Source organism: Testudinibacter sp. P27/CKL/0425, assembly GCF_052931395.1.
In genome coordinates this window covers 979,979-1,000,270 of the sequence record NZ_CM128801.1, presented here as the reverse complement: position 1 = coordinate 1,000,270, position 20,292 = coordinate 979,979, and the positions used below count along the sequence as shown (strand labels likewise).

General features: G+C 48.7%; 15 protein-coding genes, 1 tRNA gene, 3 rRNA genes and 1 pseudogene. 14 read left to right on the top strand and 6 right to left on the bottom strand.

Features of this window, described 5'->3' with window-relative positions:
- Positions 1 to 15: 15 nt before the first annotated feature.
- The 13 genes and pseudogenes from ACUHGC_RS04970 (at position 16) to ACUHGC_RS04910 (ending at position 10,631) form a co-directional block, all read left to right on the top strand.
- A pseudogene (locus tag ACUHGC_RS04970) lies at positions 16 to 2,197 on the top strand (molybdopterin-dependent oxidoreductase).
- A 245-nt stretch (positions 2,198 to 2,442) separates the two neighbouring features.
- Entirely contained in the window at positions 2,443 to 3,084 is a 642-nt protein-coding gene (gene ccmA, locus ACUHGC_RS04965) for a cytochrome c biogenesis heme-transporting ATPase CcmA (RefSeq protein WP_446834527.1), read from the top strand.
- Positions 3,085 to 3,097: 13 nt separating this feature from the next.
- Complete coding sequence (gene ccmB, locus ACUHGC_RS04960) at positions 3,098 to 3,760, top strand: heme exporter protein CcmB (protein ID WP_446834526.1); 663 nt, start codon at positions 3,098 to 3,100, stop codon at positions 3,758 to 3,760.
- 44 nt (positions 3,761 to 3,804) lie between these two features.
- Complete coding sequence (locus ACUHGC_RS04955; RefSeq protein ID WP_446834525.1) at positions 3,805 to 4,560, top strand: heme ABC transporter permease; 756 nt, start codon at positions 3,805 to 3,807, stop codon at positions 4,558 to 4,560.
- Entirely contained in the window at positions 4,557 to 4,796 is a 240-nt protein-coding gene (gene ccmD, locus ACUHGC_RS04950; protein ID WP_446834524.1) for a heme exporter protein CcmD, read from the top strand. Before ACUHGC_RS04955 ends, ccmD begins: the two co-directional genes overlap by 4 nt.
- Positions 4,786 to 5,340 carry a cytochrome c maturation protein CcmE gene (gene ccmE / locus ACUHGC_RS04945; RefSeq protein ID WP_446834523.1) on the top strand — a complete coding sequence of 185 codons (555 nt, stop codon included), beginning with the start codon at positions 4,786 to 4,788 and terminating at the stop codon, positions 5,338 to 5,340. The genes ccmD and ccmE overlap by 11 nt, the downstream gene beginning before the upstream one ends.
- Positions 5,337 to 7,313: a heme lyase CcmF/NrfE family subunit gene (locus tag ACUHGC_RS04940; protein WP_446834522.1), complete on the top strand. Its 1,977-nt coding sequence runs from the start codon at positions 5,337 to 5,339 to the stop codon at positions 7,311 to 7,313. The genes ccmE and ACUHGC_RS04940 overlap by 4 nt, the downstream gene beginning before the upstream one ends.
- The gene (locus ACUHGC_RS04935) at positions 7,303 to 7,869 is read left to right on the top strand and encodes a DsbE family thiol:disulfide interchange protein (RefSeq protein WP_446834521.1); all 567 of its coding nucleotides are present in this window, start codon (positions 7,303 to 7,305) and stop codon (positions 7,867 to 7,869) included. The genes ACUHGC_RS04940 and ACUHGC_RS04935 overlap by 11 nt, the downstream gene beginning before the upstream one ends.
- Positions 7,857 to 8,324 (top strand): cytochrome c-type biogenesis protein, encoded by a 468-nt coding sequence (locus ACUHGC_RS04930; protein WP_446834520.1) that lies wholly within the window; start codon positions 7,857 to 7,859, stop codon positions 8,322 to 8,324. The genes ACUHGC_RS04935 and ACUHGC_RS04930 overlap by 13 nt, the downstream gene beginning before the upstream one ends.
- The gene (ccmI, locus tag ACUHGC_RS04925; RefSeq protein WP_446834843.1) at positions 8,321 to 9,220 is read left to right on the top strand and encodes a c-type cytochrome biogenesis protein CcmI; all 900 of its coding nucleotides are present in this window, start codon (positions 8,321 to 8,323) and stop codon (positions 9,218 to 9,220) included. The genes ACUHGC_RS04930 and ccmI overlap by 4 nt, the downstream gene beginning before the upstream one ends.
- Positions 9,221 to 9,232: 12 nt before the next feature.
- Positions 9,233 to 9,817, top strand: a complete 585-nt coding sequence (mog, locus tag ACUHGC_RS04920) for a molybdopterin adenylyltransferase (protein ID WP_446834519.1) — start codon at positions 9,233 to 9,235, stop codon at positions 9,815 to 9,817.
- Positions 9,818 to 9,829: 12 nt separating this feature from the next.
- Positions 9,830 to 10,168: a nitrogen regulatory protein P-II gene (gene glnB, locus ACUHGC_RS04915; protein WP_446834518.1), complete on the top strand. Its 339-nt coding sequence runs from the start codon at positions 9,830 to 9,832 to the stop codon at positions 10,166 to 10,168.
- Between the two features lie 4 nt (positions 10,169 to 10,172).
- Positions 10,173 to 10,631, top strand: a complete 459-nt coding sequence (locus ACUHGC_RS04910) for a DMT family transporter (protein ID WP_446834517.1) — start codon at positions 10,173 to 10,175, stop codon at positions 10,629 to 10,631.
- Positions 10,632 to 11,034: 403 nt separating this feature from the next.
- Here ACUHGC_RS04910 and rrf read toward each other — a convergent pair.
- The 6 genes from rrf to priA all read right to left on the bottom strand — a co-directional run bounded on the left by rrf (position 11,035) and on the right by priA (position 19,820).
- A 5S ribosomal RNA gene (gene rrf, locus ACUHGC_RS04905) occupies positions 11,035 to 11,150 on the bottom strand.
- A 173-nt stretch (positions 11,151 to 11,323) separates the two neighbouring features.
- Positions 11,324 to 14,329: ribosomal RNA gene (locus tag ACUHGC_RS04900) — 23S ribosomal RNA — on the bottom strand.
- Between the two features lie 245 nt (positions 14,330 to 14,574).
- A tRNA-Glu gene (locus ACUHGC_RS04895) sits at positions 14,575 to 14,650 on the bottom strand.
- An 86-nt stretch (positions 14,651 to 14,736) separates the two neighbouring features.
- Positions 14,737 to 16,277 (bottom strand): 16S ribosomal RNA (locus ACUHGC_RS04890).
- Together the 16S, 23S and 5S rRNA genes with 1 tRNA gene alongside form the textbook arrangement of a ribosomal RNA operon.
- A 433-nt stretch (positions 16,278 to 16,710) precedes the next feature.
- Positions 16,711 to 17,520 carry a cell division protein FtsN gene (gene ftsN / locus ACUHGC_RS04885; protein ID WP_446834516.1) on the bottom strand — a complete coding sequence of 270 codons (810 nt, stop codon included), beginning with the start codon at positions 17,518 to 17,520 and terminating at the stop codon, positions 16,711 to 16,713.
- Positions 17,521 to 17,606: 86 nt separating this feature from the next.
- On the bottom strand, positions 17,607 to 19,820 hold the full coding sequence (gene priA, locus ACUHGC_RS04880; protein WP_446834515.1) for a primosomal protein N': 2,214 nt from the start codon (positions 19,818 to 19,820) through the stop codon (positions 17,607 to 17,609).
- A 199-nt stretch (positions 19,821 to 20,019) separates the two neighbouring features.
- Here priA and rpmE point away from each other — a divergent pair, with 199 nt between their 5' ends.
- Positions 20,020 to 20,232, top strand: a complete 213-nt coding sequence (gene rpmE / locus ACUHGC_RS04875) for a 50S ribosomal protein L31 (protein WP_446834514.1) — start codon at positions 20,020 to 20,022, stop codon at positions 20,230 to 20,232.
- The last annotated feature ends 60 nt before the right edge of the window (positions 20,233 to 20,292 follow it).

Below are 20,292 nucleotides of genomic sequence, written 5' to 3'. Positions count from 1 at the left end.
CTACGAGGAGATCTTATGCAACGCACAAACAAAATAAACGCAAGTCGCCGCCAATTCTTAAAAAACACCTCATTGGGAAGTGTTGGGCTTGCTAGCACCGGCGGCATTACAACCGGACTATTCACTGCAACCAACGCGGCGGCGGCGGAATCATCAACCGTCGTTTCAGCCGCACACTGGGGGCCATTAGGCATTGTGGTTGAAAATGGCAAAGTGGTGAAATCCGGCCCGGCAATTGAACCTAGCGTAACCAACGAAAGGTGACTACTCCACCGGTGCGGCACAGGTCATTATGCCGCACGTTTTAGGTACAATCGAAGTTTATGAACAGCAAACCAGCTGGGAAGTGGTATTAGAAAATACCGATATTGTAGTACTTTGGGCTGCTAACCCGATGACCACCCTGCGGATTGCTTGGACATCCACCGATCAGCAAGGCGTTGATTATTTCAAAAAATTAAAAGAGAGCGGAAAGCGGATTATCTGCATTGATCCGGTTAAAAGTGAAAGCTGTGAATATTTAGGCGCTGAATGGATCCCGGTGAATACCGCAACCGATGTGCCGCTAATGCTCGGAATTGCCCACACCTTAATTAGTGAGGGAAAACACAATACTGAGTTTCTAAAAAAATATACTGTCGGATATGATAAATTCGAACCTTATATTTTAGGGCAAGCCGAAGACGGTATCGTTAAAGATGCAAACTGGGCAAGTCAAATTTGTGGCGTGCCTGCCGACATCATTAAAAAACTGGCGCTCGATTTTGCAGCCAACCGCACTATGCTGATGGGCGGCTGGGGAATGCAGCGCCAACGCCATGGCGAGCAAACCCACTGGATGTTGGTCACTCTTGCCTCTATGTTGGGGCAAATCGGTTTACCGGGTGGCGGATTTGGTTTTAGTTATCACTACTCCAATGGCGGCAGCCCAACCGCCACCGGCGGAATTATCGGTGCGATTTCTGCCAACGCATCTGGTGAAAGCGGAAATCAGACTTGGTTAGATGAAACCAGTAAACAAAGTTTCCCTCTGGCGCGCATTTCCGATGCTTTGCTTAACCCGGGCAAAGTGATTCAATATAACGGCAGTGAAGTCACGTATCCTGACATTAAATTGATTTACTGGTCAGGTGGCAATCCGTTTACGCACCATCAGGATACCAATACCTTGATTAAGGCATGGCAAAAGCCGGATACCGTGATTGTTAATGAAATTTATTGGACGCCGACTGCGCGTATGGCAGATATTGTCTTGCCGGTTACTACGTCTTATGAGCGCGATGACTTAACCATGAGCGGTGACTATTCAATGATGAATATCTACCCGATGAAAAAAGCGGTTGAGCCACAATTTGAAGCAAAAAGCGACTTCGACATTTTTTCAGCATTGTCTAAATTAGCGGGTGTAGAAGATAAATTTACCGAAAATAAATCGGAAATGGATTGGCTAAAAGGCTTCTACCAAACCGCATACGATGCCGCCCGCAAAAATCGGGTTATCATGCCGCGCTTCGAACAATTCTGGCAGGAAAACAAACTGATCACCTTTAAAGCCAGCGACAAAGCGAAAAAATGGGTGCGTTATGAGGAATTCCGTAGTGATCCGTTGCTTAATCCATTAGGTACGCCGTCAGGAAAAATCGAAATCTACTCCGATACCGTAGCTAAAATGGGATATGACGACTGCAAAGGTCATCCGAGTTGGATGGTGCCGGAGGAGTACGCCGGCAATGTGACAGCGGAATCCCCACTCGCATTAGTCACGCCACATCCATACTATCGCTTGCATAGCCAGCTGTGTTTCTCAGAAACGCTGCGAGGTTACTACACCGTTAATGGACCCGAACCGGTCTTAATCCACACAGATGACGCCAAGGCGCGCGGAATTGCCAACGGCGATATTGTCCGCCTGTTTAATCAACGAGGGCAAGTGCTTGCCGGAGCAGTAGTGACGGACGGAATTATCAAAGGCACCGTCGCGCTGCACGAAGGGGCTTGGTATGATCCGGAAGGGCTTGGCGACGGCGAAAAACCGCTCTGCAAATTCGGCAATCCGAACGTGTTGACCATGGACATCGGCACCTCAAAATTAGCGCAAGGCAACTCGCCGAATACGGCTATTTTACAGGTTGAAAAATACAGCGGAGAAGTGCCAAACGTCACGGTGTTTGACGAACCGAAATACAGCAAACTGTAAAACCGCACTTTGTACGAGTAATCCCAAGCCGGTTCAAGTCGGCTTGGGATTTTTCATTTGCGTTAGATCAAACAACCGGCAGATCGGTTGATGACAAAATTAACCTTGAAATCAATACATTACAATGGAAAGCAACCCAAAAAATACACCTAAAGAGGTAGTTTTTAGCAAAATTGATTGTTATCACTAATCAATCACTTATGCTAAAATTCAGGTTCAATTTTTCTTAATGTCGAGTGGGTCTGATGTTTGCACAAAATCAATTAAAACTAAGCAATCTGGCGTGCCAACGGGGCGAGAAACTGTTGTTTGAGGGCTTGTCGGCGACCTTCGGCAGCGGGCAATTAGTGCAATTGGAAGGGCACAACGGGATCGGCAAAACCAGCTTGTTGCGGATTTTAACCACCCTTTCGCAACCGATTCACGGCAATGTCTTTTGGAATCAGCAAGATATTTTTAAAAATCGAGAAGGCTATCTTGCTAATTTACTCTATTTAGGGCATTACAGCGGCGTGAAAAGCGAATTGACCGCCTATGAAAATCTGCGCTTTTATCAGCAAATCAGCAATACCAAACAAGGCGACGAGATCATTTGGCAGGCGCTGTATCAGGTTGGTCTCGGCGGTTATGAGGAAAGTGCGGTTTATCAGTTGTCCGCCGGGCAACAAAAACGCGTGGCATTGGCGCGTTTGTTGTTAAGCAACGCCGGGTTATGGATTTTAGACGAACCCTTTACCGCCATTGATAAACAAGGGCGCGCAGAGCTGACCGCACTTTTTGAACGCCATTGCCAGCAAGGTGGTTTGGTGTTGTTGACCAGCCACCAAACCGTCAGAAGTGAGCTGCTGCAAATCTTCCCGATGCAGCCGTTTAAAGCCGCGGCGTAAAGGATTAGCACGAATGATTTTTTGGAATATTGTGAAACGGGAACTGAAAATTGCGTGGCAGAAAAAAGCCGAATTGTTAAATCCGTTGTGGTTTTTCTTGTTGGTGATCACGCTGTTTCCATTGGTGATTGGCCCTGAACCGGCGCTGCTGGCACGGATTGGACCGGGTGTGGTGTGGGTTGCCGCGCTACTCTCTGCGCTGTTGGCATTTGAGCGTTTGTTCGCCGATGATTTTCGCGACGGCTCGTTGGAACAGTTAATGTTGCTGTCGTATCCGTTGCCGTTGGCAATGTTGGCGAAAGTGGTGGCGCATTGGCTGCTGACCGCACTTCCGTTACTGTTACTGTCGCCAATTGTGGCATTGTTACTGTCGATGGAGCCGGTGGTTTGGTGCGCGCTGATTTTGACCCTATTACTCGGCACGCCAACGTTAAGCGCAATCGGTGCGATCGGCGTGGCGCTGACCGTTGCGCTGCGCAAAGGCGGTGTGTTATTGAGTTTATTGGTTGTGCCATTGATTATCCCGGTGCTGATTTTTTCGGCGTCGGTGTTGGATGCTGCGCTGCTGAATTTAAGCTACAGCGGGCAACTGGCAATTTTAGGTGCGATTATGGCACTAACCGTTTCGCTGTCGCCTTTTGCGATTGCTGCAGCGTTGCGTATCAGCCTAGATTAATCATTTGATAAATATGTTTAAAAATAAATGGAGTGAAATGACCTATGTGGAAATGGTTACACCCTTATGCCAAAGCAGAAACACAATACCATCTGCTTGGTAAATTACAGCCGGTTTTCGGCGTGTTGGCGTTAGCGCTACTCAGCATCAGCTGGATTTGGGGGCTGGCATTTGCACCGGCGGATTATCAACAGGGCAATGGTTTCCGAATGATTTATCCGCACGTTCCGGCGGCGATTTGGTCGATGGGGATTTATGCTTCAATGGCAGTTGCCGCAATTGTCGGCTTGGTATGGCAGATTCGCCACGCATATTTGGCGATGATCGCGATGGCGCCGATCGGAGCGACTTTCACCTTTTTAGCGCTGGTAACCGGCGCAATCTGGGGCAAGCCGATGTGGGGCACTTGGTGGGTATGGGACGCACGCCTCACTTCCGAATTAATTTTATTATTCCTGTATTTAGGCATTTTAGCCCTTTATTCGGCGTTTCAAGATCGCCGCAGCGCGGCAAAAGCCGCCGCAGTGTTGGCGGTGGTCGGCGTAATCAACCTGCCGATTATCCATTTTTCAGTTGAATGGTGGAATACGCTGCACCAAGGTGCGACTATCACAAAATTTGAAAAGCCGTCGATGGCAACGCCAATGCTGATTCCATTAATTCTGTCGATTTTCGGATTTCTGTTTTTATCGGTCTGGCTGACGCTGATCCGCTATTGCAATGCGCTGTTGCAAGAAGAACAAAAACGCCCTTGGGTGCAAGCAATGGCTGAACACTATCTTACAGGAGTGAAAAAATGACCCCATTTTTCCAAACTTGGCACGACTTTTTTGATATGGGCGGCTACGGTTTTTATGTTTGGCTATGTTATGCCATCACCGTGGCTGCGTTACTGATTTTAATTGTAGTCAGCATTCGTGAGAAAAAACAGATTTTAAGCTGGGTTGCCAAAGAGCAACAACGGCAGCAACGCGTGCAACAACGTTCGCAGCAGCCTTCACCACACAACTCAACAGGAGCCAATAATGAATCCTAGACGCAAATCCCGCCTCAGTTTAGTGTTATTGGTGCTGCTCGGCGTATCCGTTGCCGTCGGTTTGATGTTGTACGCCTTGCGACAAAATATCGACCTGTTTTATACCCCGACCGAAGTGATCTACGGTAAAGACAACAAGAGTGACACTCGCCCACAGCCCGGACAACGGTTACGAATCGGTGGCATGGTGGTCGAAGGCACGGTGGTGCGTGATCCGAAAAGCCTGAAAGTGCGGTTCGATTTGAACGACATTGGTCCGTCGGTCACCGTGGAATATGAAGGCATTTTGCCGGATCTGTTCCGTGAAGGACAAGGCATTGTGGCGCAAGGCGTGCTGGTTGATGAACGCACCTTAAAAGCGCATGAAGTGTTGGCAAAACATGATGAAAATTATGTGCCGCCGGAATTGGAAAGCCAGATGCAGAAAGTACACCAGCCGATGGGCGTATCTGATGTGGATCTAAAAGGCGTTTCCGATCGCGATCAACAGAATTTGGAAAAATTTCAACACAATCTGCAACAAACGATTGAGGCAAATAAATGATTGCGGAACTCGGAAATTATGCGCTAGCGCTCGGCTTGGCGATTGCGGTTTTGCTGAGCGCGCTTCCCGCTTACGGTTGCTTGAAAAATAACAGCACCTTAATGTCATTGGCAAAACCGATGGCCTTCAGCCTGTTTTTCTGTCTGACGTTTTCATTTATTGCACTCAGCTATTTATTCGCAGTTAACGACTTCAGCGTGCAATATATCGTCAATAACTCCAATACTAACCTGCCGCTACACTACCGTCTTTCGGCGGTGTGGGGCTCGCACGAAGGCTCGTTATTATTGTGGATCTGGCTGTTGTCGCTGTGGGGCGCCGCAGTGGCGATATTCAGTAAAAGCCTGCCACAAGAGGCGATCGCTCGCGTACTATCAGTAATGGGCGTGATCAGCATCGGCTTTTTAATGTTTATTATTTTCACCTCCAATCCGTTCGACCGCACTTTTCCTGATTTTCCGGTTGACGGACGCGAACTGAATCCGCTGCTGCAAGACGTCGGGCTGATTTTTCATCCACCATTGCTCTACATGGGCTATGTCGGCTTCTCCGTTGCTTTTGCTTTTGCGATTGCTGCGCTGCTCGGCGGCAATTTAGACACCGCATGGGCACGTTGGTCGCGTCCATGGACACTCGCCGCTTGGCTGTTTTTGACCCTCGGCATCGTACTCGGCTCTTGGTGGGCGTATTACGAACTGGGCTGGGGCGGCTGGTGGTTCTGGGATCCGGTAGAAAATGCGTCGCTAATGCCATGGATTGCCGGAACGGCACTGATTCACTCACTTGCGGTGACTGAAAAACGCGGCAGTTTTAAAGCATGGACTGTATTATTAGCAATTCTGGCATTCTCACTCTGTCTGCTTGGTACATTTTTGGTGCGTTCCGGGATTTTGGTGTCGGTGCACGCCTTTGCTTCCGATCCGACCCGTGGTTTGTACATTCTAGCATATCTGGTGATCGTCATCGGCGGCTCACTGGCGTTATATGCGGTCAAAGGCAACCAAATCCGATCGACAACTCACTATGAACGCTATTCGCGCGAAAATTTATTACTGTTAAACAACGTGTTGCTGATGACCGCACTTTCGATTGTGTTAATCGGCACCTTGCTGCCGTTGGTGCATAAGCAGCTCGGCTTAGGTTCGATCTCAGTCGGTGCGCCGTTTTTCGATCAAATGTTTCTGATTTTAATGCTGCCGTTTTCGTTTATTCTGGGAATCGGGCCATTAGTCAAATGGCGGCGCGATCAATTTAGCGCCATTCGCAAGCCGGTGATCATCAGTGTGATTGTGATGATCGTCGCAGGCTTCGCGCTACCGCACTTGCTGTTTGATCAAATCACCACCACTGCGGTGTTGGGCACCATGATGGCAGTGCTTATTTTCTTGCTCAGTCTGTATGAAATGCAGCAGCGTGCGACTCATCGCCACACCTTTATTAAAGGTATCGGCAAACTGTCCCGCTCGCATTGGGGCATGATTGCCGCCCACGTTGGGGTGGCGATGACAGTATTCGGCATTGCGTTCAGCCAAAATTACAGCGTGGAACGCGATGTACGCATGAAAACGGGCGACAGCGCGCAAATTGCCGATTACCGCTTTGTTTTCCAAGGCGTCACACCGGACAATGGCGCAAACTATGAAGGCGTGAAAGCGGTGGTTGAAGTGCACCACAAAGACAAGCTGGAAACCATTTTACACGCGGAAAAACGCTTTTATACCGTCAGCCGCATGAGCATGACCGAAGCCGCTATCGACTGGGGTTTCAGCCGCGATATTTATGTGGCACTGGGCGAACGCTTGGAGGACGACGCTTGGGCGGTGCGCTTATATTATAAACCGTTTATCCGCTGGATCTGGATCGGCGGCGTGTTTATGGCGCTCGGCGGCTTGCTTTCAATGCTGGATCGACGCTATCGCCTGAGCCGAATCGCCAAACAAACCCGCAAACAGGAGGCGGTGAATGAACAATAAAAAACTGTTTCTGCCGTTGTTGGCGTTTTTAGGCTTGGTGCTGGTTTTCGCTTGGCAATTGGTGCGTAATTCCGCCGGTGATGATCCGAAAGCGCTGGAATCCGCTCTCGTTGGCAAGCCGATACCGCACTTTGAACTGCCCGCCTTGCTGCCGGGTGAACAACCGCTTACACCGGCTATTTTTCAACAAGGCAAGCCGCTATTGCTGAACGTGTGGGCGACGTGGTGCCCGACCTGCTATGCCGAACACCAATATTTGAATCAGCTGGCAAAACAAAATGTCACGATCATCGGCATTAACTACAAAGACCAGCAAGATAAAGCGGTGCAATGGCTGAAAAATTTAGGCAATCCTTATCAATACAATATTTTTGATCAGAAAGGAATGCTCGGCTTGGATTTAGGGGTGTACGGCGCGCCGGAAACCTTTTTGATTGACTGTAAAGGCGTTATTCGCTACCGCTATGCCGGCGATATGAACGAATCGGTGTGGCAAGAGCGGTTTAAGTCGCTATTTGACAAAATCATCACAGAGGATTCAGAATGCAAAGCTTAAAAATCATCTGTTTATTGCTGGTCAGCGTATCGACTTTTGCGGCAATTGAAACCTATGAATTTAGTTCGCCGCAACAGGAGCAGACATATCAACAACTGACCCAACAATTGCGCTGCCCACAATGCCAGAATAACAATATCGCCGATTCCAATGCGACGATTTCAAACGATATGCGCGCCAAGGTATACGAACTGCTGCAACAAGGCAAAGACAAACAAGAAATCGTCGATTATATGGTGCAACGCTACGGCAATTTCGTCACCTACGATCCACCGCTCACGATGTCAACCGCACTTTTATGGTTGATTCCGGCGCTGCTGTTGCTGCTCGGAATTGGCGTGTTATTTCGCCGTAAACCTCGCCGCGATGCGAATAAACCGCAAGCCTCAAGCCAAGCGCAAGATCAACAGCGTCTGGATGCGATTTTGCAAGCCGACCGCCAGGAGAAAAAATAATGTTGTGGTTAAGTTTTTTACTGCTGACGCTGTTTATCGCAGTGGTCGCGTTTTTTCCGCTACTGCGCAGCCGCCAGTCACAAAGTGCGGTTCGGCAGCAGGATTTGAACAAGGCGTTCTACTACGATCGCCTACAAGAGTTGCAGCAGGATAATGAGCAAGGGTTGCTCGACGATCCGCAGCAAAGTGAACATGAGCTACAACAGCGCTTGCTCAACGACATTCCACAAGAACAAAGTGCGGTTGGCAAACAACGGGTGAAAAACGGCAAGATTTGGTTCGCTTCCGCCACCCTCGGATTAGCTTCGATCGCCCTGCTGACTTATTTTGCCGTCGGCTCATGGCATTCGGAGAGTATGCTGGAACAAGCGCATGGCGAGCTACCGCACTTGCAGCAACGGCTAGCCGAGGAACAACAAAATCCGCTCACTACCGATGAATTGCACCGCTTTATTATTGCGCTGCGTGCCGATTTACAGAAAAATCCTGAAAATCACCAAAATTGGTGGTTGTTAGGGCAAATTGCAATGGCAGCCGGCAATGGACAACTGGCGTTAGACAGCTACAAACGCGCCACCGCACTTCAGCCGGAAAACAACGAATACAAACTGAGTTATGCCCGGGTGTTGATGTTCTCACAAGATGAAAACGACAAACTCCGCGGCGAACTGCTGTTGCGTGAAGTGATTAAGCTTGATCACAACAACGTACAAGCCTTAAGTTTGCTGGCATTCAGTGCGTTTGAAAAAGAAGATTATAAAATGGCGTTAATGTCGTGGGAAATGATGTTGCGCCAACTACCGGCGGATGACGAACGTGTGCCGTTAATTCAACGCAGCATGACCCACGCGATTGAAGAACTCAAACTGCAAGCGCCAAAAACAGAACAACAGTAACGGAATAGTCTTATGGAAAAACAACTTAAAATCGGTTTAGTGTCGGTTTCCGACCGCGCTTCACAGGGTGTTTATCAAGATCAGGGAATCCCCGAACTGCAAACTTGGTTAGAGCAGGCACTCTGCGAGCCATTTTTAGTCGAAACCCGCCTGATTCCGGATGAACAAGCCCTCATTGAGCAAGCGCTGATCGAACTGGTGGATCAACATGAATGCCATTTGGTTCTCACCACCGGCGGCACCGGGCCTGCCAAACGTGATGTCACCCCTGATGCCACACTGGCGGTGGCGGATCGCGAAATGCCTGGCTTTGGCGAGCAGATGCGCCAAGTCAGCCTACATTTTGTGCCGACCGCAATTCTCTCGCGTCAAATGGGCGTGATTCGCAAACAGTCGCTGATTCTCAATCTGCCCGGTCAGCCGAAAGCGATTAAGGAAACATTGGAAGGCGTTAAAGATCAACACGGCAACGTATTGGTTAAAGGCATTTTCAGCGCCGTGCCATATTGCTTACAGTTGATCGACGGGATTTATATTGATACAGTGCCGGAAGTGATTCAAAGTTTTCGCCCGAAATCGGCGCGCAAATCCAGCTAATAAGGAAGCAGTATGAAAAAAATTGAAGCCATCATCAAACCCTTCAAATTAGACGACGTGCGTGAAGCGCTTTCTGATGTCGGCATCACCGGCATGACGGTTTCCGAAGTGAAAGGCTTCGGTCGCCAAAAAGGACATACTGAAATTTATCGTGGCGCAGAATATATGGTCGATTTTCTGCCGAAAGTAAAACTGGAGATCGTGATCGCCGATGAACAAGTCGACGACTGCGTGAATGCGATTATCGAAACCGCGCAAACCGGCAAAATCGGCGATGGCAAAATTTTCATCTACGATGTCGAGCGCGTTATCCGGATCCGCACTTCAGAAGAAAACGAAGAAGCGATCTAAGCCTATGCTGTTCTATCTTATTGCGCTGGTTTCCGGCATTGCCCTCGCCAGCCAAGCCGCCATTAATAGCCAACTGAGCAAAGGCGTCGGCGAGCAACCGGTTGCCGCCGCGCTGATTTCGTTTTTCACCGGAACGCTCGTCTTACTCATCATCACCATCAGCAAAGCCAATCTCAACGACATCTGGATTAATCTACCACACCAATCTTGGTGGAAATGGACCGGCGGCACACTCGGCGCGTTGGTGGTTTTCACCACTATCATGCTCGCCCCAAAAGTCGGCGTCAGTAATATGCTGTTTTTTATTATCGTCGGGCAGCTGATTATGGCAATGCTGATCGATCACTACGGCTTAATCCAAATGCCAATCCGCCCTGCAACCGTCTGGAAATTCATCGGCTTGTGTGTGGTATTTCTCGGAATGCTGCTGTTTTTTTACGGTGATAAGTGGTTCTCTAAATAACGGCATAATAGACAAAAATGTGGCTGAATCTTGCTGAATCCCTTATAGAATAAGGCTTGAAGTAAGATTTTTTAAAATGGCCCAAAAATTGTTATTTCTGTAGCTCAGAACGCATTACAAAACACGGTAAAAATTCAGGACAAGCAATGCTATAAATGGTTGGATTGTTTACGGATATATTCTCACACAAATTACCTCCAATCCGCTCAAACCCGGCTCGATTATACCATCGGAAAACAGACTTATAAGCAGCTTGCTTAAAGCCGTATTTGTGGGAGTAGCATTTATTGCAAAAAGGACTCTTTTTAGTCATTTTTCTACGATGCCTTCTGCCTTTGCCGTTTTTTATTTCCCCAAAACAAAAACCCCTGCATCTCTCGATACAGGGGCTATCTTATATAAAATCCGGCGGTGTCCTACTCTCACATGGGGAGACCCCACACTACCATCGGCGTTACAGCATTTCACTTCTGAGTTCGGCATGGAATCAGGTGGGACTACTGCACTATCGCCGCCGGAATAATTCGGCTTGATTGTCATTTTGTTCGTTCGTACTTATCTATACTTTCGTATCTATTCTTTCGTGCGTCACGCTATTCTTTATTCGGTCACAAGCTAATCTCTTCAAAAACTCTTTCTTATCAGGTTCTCTAGTTGACTCTATCCTCAACTCAAAAACCCTTGAGCGTTGTATGGTTAAGCCTCTCGGGCAATTAGTACGGGTTAGCTCAATATATCACTACACTTACACACCCCGCCTATCTACGTCTTAGTCTTAAACAACCCTTACCGACTCTTAGTCGGGGAGAACTCATCTCAAGGCAAGTTTCGTGCTTAGATGCTTTCAGCACTTATCTCTTCCGCACGTAGCTACCCAGCAATGCTTCTGGCGAAACAACTGGAACACCAGCGGTGCGTCCACTCCGGTCCTCTCGTACTAGGAGCAGCCCCTTTCAATTCTCCAACGCCCACGGCAGATAGGGACCGAACTGTCTCACGACGTTCTAAACCCAGCTCGCGTACCACTTTAAATGGCGAACAGCCATACCCTTGGGACCTACTTCAGCCCCAGGATGTGATGAGCCGACATCGAGGTGCCAAACACCGCCGTCGATATGAACTCTTGGGCGGTATCAGCCTGTTATCCCCGGAGTACCTTTTATCCGTTGAGCGATGGCCCTTCCATTCAGAACCACCGGATCACTATGACCTGCTTTCGCACCTGCTCGACATGTCCGTCTCGCAGTCAAGCTTGCTTATACCATTGTACTAACCTCACGATGTCCGACCGTGATTAGCAAACCTTCGTACTCCTCCGTTACGCTTTGGGAGGAGACCGCCCCAGTCAAACTACCCACCAGACACTGTCCACGACCACGTTCCGCAGTCTGTGTTAGAACATCAAACCTTAAAGGGTGGTATTTCAACAACGACTCCATAACAACTGGCGTTGCTACTTCATAGTCTCCCACCTATCCTACACATCAAAATTCAATGTTCAGTGTCAAGCTATAGTAAAGGTTCACGGGGTCTTTCCGTCTAGCCGCGGGTACACCGCATCTTCACGGCGATTTCAATTTCACTGAGTCTCGGGTGGAGACAGCCTGGCCATCATTACGCCATTCGTGCAGGTCGGAACTTACCCGACAAGGAATTTCGCTACCTTAGGACCGTTATAGTTACGGCCGCCGTTTACTGGGGCTTCGATCAAATGCTCTCACATCATCAATTAACCTTCCAGCACCGGGCAGGCGTCACACCCTATACGTCCACTTTCGTGTTTGCAGAGTGCTGTGTTTTTAATAAACAGTTGCAGCCAGCTGGTATCTTCGACTGACTTCACCTCCATCCGATAAGGACTTCAATTACCATCAGCGCACCTTCTCCCGAAGTTACGGTGCTATTTTGCCTAGTTCCTTCACCCGAGTTCTCTCAAGCGCCTGAGTATTCTCTACCTGACCACCTGTGTCGGTTTTCAGTACGGTTTATTATAAGATAAGCTTAGCGGCTTTTCCTGGAAGTGTGGTATCGGCAACTTCGACTCCGTAGAGTCTCCCCATCACGCCTCTGATTTAAATGACCGGATTTGCCTAATCATCCATCCTACACGCTTGGACCGGGACTTCCGTCACCCGGCTCACTTAACCTGCTCCGTCCCCACATCGCTCTTATAACAAGTACGGGAATATTAACCCGTTTCCCATCGACTACGCTCTTCAGCCTCGCCTTAGGGGCCGACTCACCCTGCCCCGATTAACGTTGGACAGGAACCCTTGGTCTTCCGGCGAGGGGGTTTTTCACCCCCTTTATCGTTACTTATGTCAGCATTCGCACTTGTGATACGTCCAGCATACTTCTCAATACACCTTCTTCCGCTTACACAACGCTCCCCTACCCAACAGGCGTATCACTAATAATCCTTCCTCACGCCGATTCAACAGCATACCGTCTCAACGTTTAAAGGGCTTGACCAACTTACTCATTCCACTCGTAAGTTGTTAAGCTTAAGGCGTATTAGTGATACGCCTGATGCCGCAGCTTCGGTGACTAGTTTTAGCCCCGTTACATCTTCCGCGCAGGCCGACTCGACTAGTGAGCTATTACGCTTTCTTTAAATGGTGGCTGCTTCTAAGCCAACATCCTAGCTGTCTAAGCCTTCCCACTTCGTTTCCCACTTAACTAGTACTTTGGGACCTTAGCTGGCGGTCTGGGTTGTTTCCCTCTCCACGACGAACGTTAGCACCCGCCGTGTGTCTCCTAGATATTACTCTTCGGTATTCGCAGTTTGCATCGGGTTGGTAAGTCGGGATGACCCCCTAGCCGAAACAGTGCTCTACCCCCGAAGGTATTCATCTAAGGCTCTACCTAAATAGATTTCGGGGAGAACCAGCTATCTCCCGGTTTGATTGGCCTTTCACCCCCAGCCACAAGTCATCCGCTACTTTTTCAACAGTAGTCGGTTCGGTCCTCCAGTTAGTGTTACCCAACCTTCAACCTGCCCATGGCTAGATCACCGGGTTTCGGGTCTATATCATGCAACTACTCGCCCAGTTAAGACTCGGTTTCCCTTCGGCTCCCCTATTCGGTTAACCTCGCTACATAATATAAGTCGCTGACCCATTATACAAAAGGTACGCAGTCACCCCATTAAAGAGGCTCCCACTGCTTGTACGTACAGGGTTTCAGGTTCTATTTCACTCCCTTCACCAGGGTTCTTTTCGCCTTTCCCTCACGGTACTGGTTCACTATCGGTCAGTCAGGAGTATTTAGCCTTGGAGGATGGTCCCCCCATCTTCAAACAGGATTTCTCGTGTCCCGCCCTACTTGTTGTTAGCCTAGTACCACAATGGAATCTTCGGATACGGGATTATCACCCTCTACGATTGTGCTTCCCAGCACATTCTCCTAATTCCATCGCTATCACTAACGGCTCTTCCGCGTTCGCTCGCCGCTACTTACAGAATCTCGGTTGATTTCTTTTCCTCGGGGTACTGAGATGTTTCAGTTCTCCCGGTTCGCCTCAACACACTATGGATTCATGTGTTGATAGTGGGTTCTTCACCCACTGGGTTTCCCCATTCGGATATCGTGGAGTGATAGCGCTTCTTATCAACTCCTCCACGCTTTTCGCAGATTAGCACGTCCTTCTTCGCCTCTGACTGCCTAGGCATCCACCCTGCACGCTTAGTCACTTAACCATACAACCTCAAGAGTTTTCATCCCTGACGCTGTCTCAATTGACTCGTGCGTAAGTTTCCCTACGCTGACCTATCAAGTGCCTTTTATCACTCAACAAGTCCTTCGATTTCTCGATTACTCAGCTCTTACGATGTTATCTTCAATAAACTTTCATTCATCAAAAACAACTCGCTTGAGTTCTCTTCAGTTTTTAGCTTGTGTCCAAATTTTTAAAGAACAATACGATTTCAACAACATCGTGTTATGGCGTCCCCACGGGGATTCGAACCCCGGTTACCGCCGTGAAAGGGCGATGTCCTAGGCCTCTAGACGATGGGGACTCCGACCATAACACGATATTCTGTTATCTCTCTTCTCTTCATCATCAAACAATCTGTGTGAACACCTATACAACACATCAATCTACTAAGGAGGTGATCCAACCGCAGGTTCCCCTACGGTTACCTTGTTACGACTTCACCCCAGTCATGAATCATACCGTGGTAAACGCCCCCCCGAAGGTTAAGCTATCTACTTCTGGTACAACCCACTCCCATGGTGTGACGGGCGGTGTGTACAAGGCCCGGGAACGTATTCACCGCAACATTCTGATTTGCGATTACTAGCGATTCCGACTTCATGGAGTCGAGTTGCAGACTCCAATCCGGACTACGACGCACTTTAAGAGATTTGCTCATCATCGCTGACTCGCCACCCTCTGTATACGCCATTGTAGCACGTGTGTAGCCCTACTCGTAAGGGCCATGATGACTTGACGTCATCCCCACCTTCCTCCGGTTTATCACCGGCAGTCTCCTTTGAGTTCCCGACCGAATCGCTGGCAACAAAGGATAAGGGTTGCGCTCGTTGCGGGACTTAACCCAACATTTCACAACACGAGCTGACGACAGCCATGCAGCACCTGTCTCAGAGCTCCCGAAGGCACTCCCGTATCTCTACAGGATTCTCTGGATGTCAAGAGTAGGTAAGGTTCTTCGCGTTGCATCGAATTAAACCACATGCTCCACCGCTTGTGCGGGCCCCCGTCAATTCATTTGAGTTTTAACCTTGCGGCCGTACTCCCCAGGCGGTCGATTTAACGCGTTAGCTACAAGAGCCAGATATACACCCAACCCCTAAATCGACATCGTTTACAGCGTGGACTACCAGGGTATCTAATCCTGTTTGCTCCCCACGCTTTCGCACATGAGCGTCAGTATTTGTCCAAGGGGCCGCCTTCGCCTCCGGTATTCCTCCACATCTCTACGCATTTCACCGCTACACGTGGAATTCTACCCCTCTCTACAATACTCTAGATAAACAGTATGAAATGCAGTTCCCAAGTTAAGCTCGGGGATTTCACATCTCACTTATCTATCCGCCTGCGTGCCCTTTACGCCCAGTTATTCCGATTAACGCTCGCACCCTCCGTATTACCGCGGCTGCTGGCACGGAGTTAGCCGGTGCTTCTTCTGTGACTAACGTCAATGACTAACCCTATTAAAATTAGCCCCTTCCTCATCACCGAAAGAACTTTACAACCCGAAGGCCTTCTTCATTCACGCGGCATGGCTGCGTCAGGGTTGCCCCCATTGCGCAATATTCCCCACTGCTGCCTCCCGTAGGAGTCTGGGCCGTGTCTCAGTCCCAGTGTGACTGGTCATCCTCTCAGACCAGTTAGAGATCGCGGGCTTGGTAGGCCATTACCCCACCAACTACCTAATCTCACTTGGGTTCATCTTATGGCGCATGGCTCCGAAAAGTCCCACACTTTAATCTCTCGATACTACGCGGTATTAGCGACAGTTTCCCGTCGTTATCCCCCTCCATAAGGCAGATCCCCAAGCATTACTCACCCGTCCGCCGCTCGTCAGCAAGGAAGCAAGCTCCCCCCTGTTACCGCTCGACTTGCATGTGTTAAGCCTGCCGCCAGCGTTCAATCTGAGCCATGATCAAACTCTTCAATTCAAGTTCAATCGCTCAATGAATATCTGACCTAAAATAAATTTACTTCAGCACTCATTAAGACTTTAATATTTAAAATTTTCATACCAATGTCTTGCACAAGTGCCCACACAGATTGTCTGATAAATTGTTAAAGAACATATCCGCTATTTTTTAGCGGAAAGGATTGTTATTCTACACAATCCAGTTTTGACGTCAAGCGATTTCTTCAGTCACTTTTCGTTTCCACTTCAGCCAAGTTGCTTTCGCATTCTCGCTGTCAGTGGGTGCGCATTATAGGACGCCAATTTTTTTTGGCAAGATCTTTTTTCAAAAAAGATCATTATTTTGATCGGCTGATCCTTTTTTAATCGAAAGCCACATATTTTAATCGGCGCAGATCAAAAAACGGTCAAAAATTCACTTTTGACCGTTTTCAGTTGTTCAAAGTGCGGTATTACATACCGACAACCACACACTCGGCAACGCTTTTCGCTTTTTGTAATGTCGCATTCGCCGCTGCTCGGTCGCCAATCGGACCGATAAAGATCCGATTGAAGGTCGAGCTACTGCTGACGCGTGCATCAAATCCTGACATCACCAATCTGGCTTGCAAATTCTCAGCCTGTTCGCGATTTTTAAACGCACCGCATTGCAAGCCGAATTTTGCCGTAGAGGTCGGTTTTGTTTGTGTTGCTGTACTCTCTTGCTTCGGTTTTGCTTGCACCACTTCAGCCGGTTTAGTCGTCGCTTGCAGTTTCGGTTTTTCCACAATTGGCTTTTCTGCATTTGGTGCGGCTGCGCTGGCTGTCGTAGCCGGCGCCGCTACCGGCGTTGTCGGTTTCACAGTCTCTTGCACTTTCGCCTGCACCGCCACATTTTTATCAACTTGCGCAGCTTCCGCCGCTTGTGCGTCGCGTTCCAACATTTGCAGAATTTTTTTCTGTTCGTCGGTTAAATTTTGGACTTTATCTAAACTTTTCGGGCTATTGTCCACCGGAATCTCACGGGTTTCCAGATCGCGAATATAGCTCCACACCTCTTCGGGACGACTCGGCAGCGTGCTTTTCGGTTTGTTTTCTTCCACTTTTTCCGTGCTGCCGATGACAACACCGTTTTCATTCGATTTTTCTTTTAAGAAATACAATCCCGCAGCAAACAGTGCTACTAATGCAAAAGCAATCCCCAGCAATAACCCTTTGTTTACCTTATTTTTTTTCTTCTTCGATGCCGTTCTGCCACGAGAAGCATAATCACGCTGAACCACTTAATTATCCTATTTACTTAAATTTTAGCCAAAATGAAGCGCAATTTTACTTAAAAAAGCGTAAAAATCCTAGCCTCTATTTGCCGTTAACTGAAATCCTGCGGATCAATGTCTAAAATACAACGCACCGACTGATCCAAATTTAACGCCATTTTATGATTTGAAAAATGCTGAAGGCAGTGCTGCAAAACCGCTCTTGAGCGATGTAGTAACAATAGGTGCCAATGATATTGCCCCGCTTTTTTAGCGTGCAGAGCCTCTATTGGCCCGAGGATCTGTAGCCCTTCCAGCTTTGTTTGCCGGCTATAAGTCTCAAAAAATGTCGCAATTTGTGTTAAATAGTCAACCGCACTTTGGCTGTTTTTGCTTTTCACTCGAAACAACGCTTGTGCGGCAAACGGCGGCAGCCCGATGATTTGCCGCTGTTGCAGCGCCTGTTTGGCAAATTCATCATAGCCTTGTCGTAGTAAGGTTTGCAGCAGCGGATGATCGGGAAAGTGGGTTTGCAACACCACTTCGCCTGCTTTGTCACCGCGCCCTGCGCGCCCGGCAACCTGTACATACAGCTGCGCCAACCGCTCTTCACTGCGAAAATCTTCCGAAAACAGCGCGCCGTCGATATTTACCATCGCCACTAAGGTGACATCCGGAAAGTGATGCCCTTTCGCCAACATTTGGGTGCCGATTAAAATCTGCCGTTGACCCGTTTTAATCTGCTTTAATTGATTTTCCATTGCCCCTTTGCGCGCAGTGGTGTCGCGATCAATGCGCGCAATGCCGTAATCAGGAAACTTTTCTGCCAGCACACTTTCTAACTGCTCTGTGCCGACACCGGAAGTGATCAAATGAGTTGAACCGCACTCAGGGCACTGTTGCGGAATTTTCACTTTGCGCTCACAGTGGTGGCAGGTCAGGATATTCTGCTTTTTGTGATAAGTATAAGGACGCTCGCAATGCTGGCATTCTGCAATCCAACCGCACTCATGGCACAGCAAAATCGGCGCATAGCCCCGCCGATTGAGAAACAGCAACACCTGATTGCCTTTTTCTAAATGCTGACGCATCAAATGCAACAATTGTTCCGACAGCCCACGATCCACCCGCTGCTTTTTCAAATCCAGCACTCGATGCTGCAATGCCGTGCTGTTCATCGCCCGTTGATTCAGAATTAAATGCCGATATTTGCCGTTTGCCACATTGGCAAGGCTTTCCAGGCTCGGCGTGGCGCTGCCGAGCACCAGCGAAATCCCATTATTTTTGGCACGCATCACCGCCAAATCGCGCGCATGATGCCGCCAACTGCCGTCTTGCTGTTTATACGACAAATCATGTTCTTCATCTAAAATAATCAGCCCAAGCTGCTGAAATTGGGTGAAAAGTGCGGATCGCGTGCCGATCACCACCGCACTTTCGCCACTTTTTGCCTGTTGCCAGGCTAGCAACCGTTGGGCGTCGGTTAAATTAGAATGTAAAATTGAAATCGGCAATCGGAAGCGTTGTTGCACATGGCGTACCAATTGCGGAGTTAAACCGATTTCCGGAATCAGCAACAGCACCTGTTTGCCCTGTGCCAACACGTTTTCCATTAAATGCAGATACACTTCGGTTTTGCCCGAACCGGTCACGCCGTCGAGCACCCAAGTATTGAATCCCTGCGCAAAATTCACCGCCCCGACCGCCAGCGCCTGTTGTTTGTTTAAACGCAATTTATTCTGCACATTAAGCCAATCCGAACACTCAAGCGCAGTCTGCCAAGGGGTGATTTGGTGCGAAACGGTTTCGCGCGCAATCAACCCTTTTTGTTCCAATGCGGTATAAATCGCACGAGAAAATTCCTGCGGCTGCTCCGCATTCGGCTCATTTGCCAACTGTGCCAGTGCCTGTTGCTGCTTTTTGGCACGCACCAAACTGTGGTTTGCCAGTGCCTGTTCGCCCTGCGGCGTGATCTGCCAGAATGATTCAACCGCTCTGTGATCCGCCTCACCTTGGCGCAATTTAATCGGCAGCGCCTGAAACAACACCTCGCCCAATCCGGTTTGATAATACGTTGCCGACCATGTCAGCAAAGGATAGAGTTCCGGCGTGAAAATCGACTGCGGATCCAACACCCGAATCACCGATTTAAGCTGCGCCTGCGCCACTTCCGTTTGCTGCGGAAATTCGATCACAATCGCCACCCGTTGTTGCCGTCCAAACGGCACGATAACCCGACTGCCTATCGCCACCACTGCGGCATCGTCAATCAAATAGTCAAAATAACGGGCTAGCGGAATCGCCAACGCCACACGGATCAAACGCATAACACTCTCAATCAAAAAATAATGCCCGATTATAGCAGATTTCCACCCAAACCGCACGGCTTGCGCCTATTGCTTAACCGATTTTTATCCTGTATAATTTGCCGTCTTTAAAAAGATCGGCGTGTTAAGCGCATTTTATTAACTACATATGGTGTCGGGCGCGTTCCCGATAGCGATATGGCTTCAATCGAGGTTTTCCATGAAACAAGGTATTCATCCAGAATATAAAGAAATTACTGCAAACTGCTCTTGCGGTAACGTGATCAAAACACGTTCTACTATCGGACGTGACATCAACTTGGACGTTTGTGGTGTTTGCCACCCGTTCTACACCGGTAAACAACGTGTTGTTGACACCGGCGGCCGTGTTGAGCGTTTCAACAAACGTTTCAGCATTCCGGGCACAAAATAATCGTAACCGATTTAAAAAGAACCGATTTCAGCAATGGAATCGGTTTTTTGTTATCCACTT

Bases quoted from the DNA above. Each gene is read 5' to 3' on its own strand.
- ccmA (WP_446834527.1), top strand. From the start codon at position 2,443: ATGTTTGCACAAAATCAATTAAAACTAAGCAATCTGGCGTGCCAACGG.
- ccmB (WP_446834526.1), top strand. From the start codon at position 3,098: ATGATTTTTTGGAATATTGTGAAACGGGAACTGAAAATTGCGTGGCAG.
- ACUHGC_RS04955 (WP_446834525.1), top strand. From the start codon at position 3,805: ATGTGGAAATGGTTACACCCTTATGCCAAAGCAGAAACACAATACCAT.
- ccmD (WP_446834524.1), top strand. From the start codon at position 4,557: ATGACCCCATTTTTCCAAACTTGGCACGACTTTTTTGATATGGGCGGC.
- ccmE (WP_446834523.1), top strand. From the start codon at position 4,786: ATGAATCCTAGACGCAAATCCCGCCTCAGTTTAGTGTTATTGGTGCTG.
- ACUHGC_RS04940 (WP_446834522.1), top strand. From the start codon at position 5,337: ATGATTGCGGAACTCGGAAATTATGCGCTAGCGCTCGGCTTGGCGATT.
- ACUHGC_RS04935 (WP_446834521.1), top strand. From the start codon at position 7,303: ATGAACAATAAAAAACTGTTTCTGCCGTTGTTGGCGTTTTTAGGCTTG.
- ACUHGC_RS04930 (WP_446834520.1), top strand. From the start codon at position 7,857: ATGCAAAGCTTAAAAATCATCTGTTTATTGCTGGTCAGCGTATCGACT.
- mog (WP_446834519.1), top strand. From the start codon at position 9,233: ATGGAAAAACAACTTAAAATCGGTTTAGTGTCGGTTTCCGACCGCGCT.
- glnB (WP_446834518.1), top strand. From the start codon at position 9,830: ATGAAAAAAATTGAAGCCATCATCAAACCCTTCAAATTAGACGACGTG.
- ACUHGC_RS04910 (WP_446834517.1), top strand. From the start codon at position 10,173: ATGCTGTTCTATCTTATTGCGCTGGTTTCCGGCATTGCCCTCGCCAGC.
- priA (WP_446834515.1), bottom strand. From the start codon at position 19,820: ATGCGTTTGATCCGTGTGGCGTTGGCGATTCCGCTAGCCCGTTATTTT.
- rpmE (WP_446834514.1), top strand. From the start codon at position 20,020: ATGAAACAAGGTATTCATCCAGAATATAAAGAAATTACTGCAAACTGC.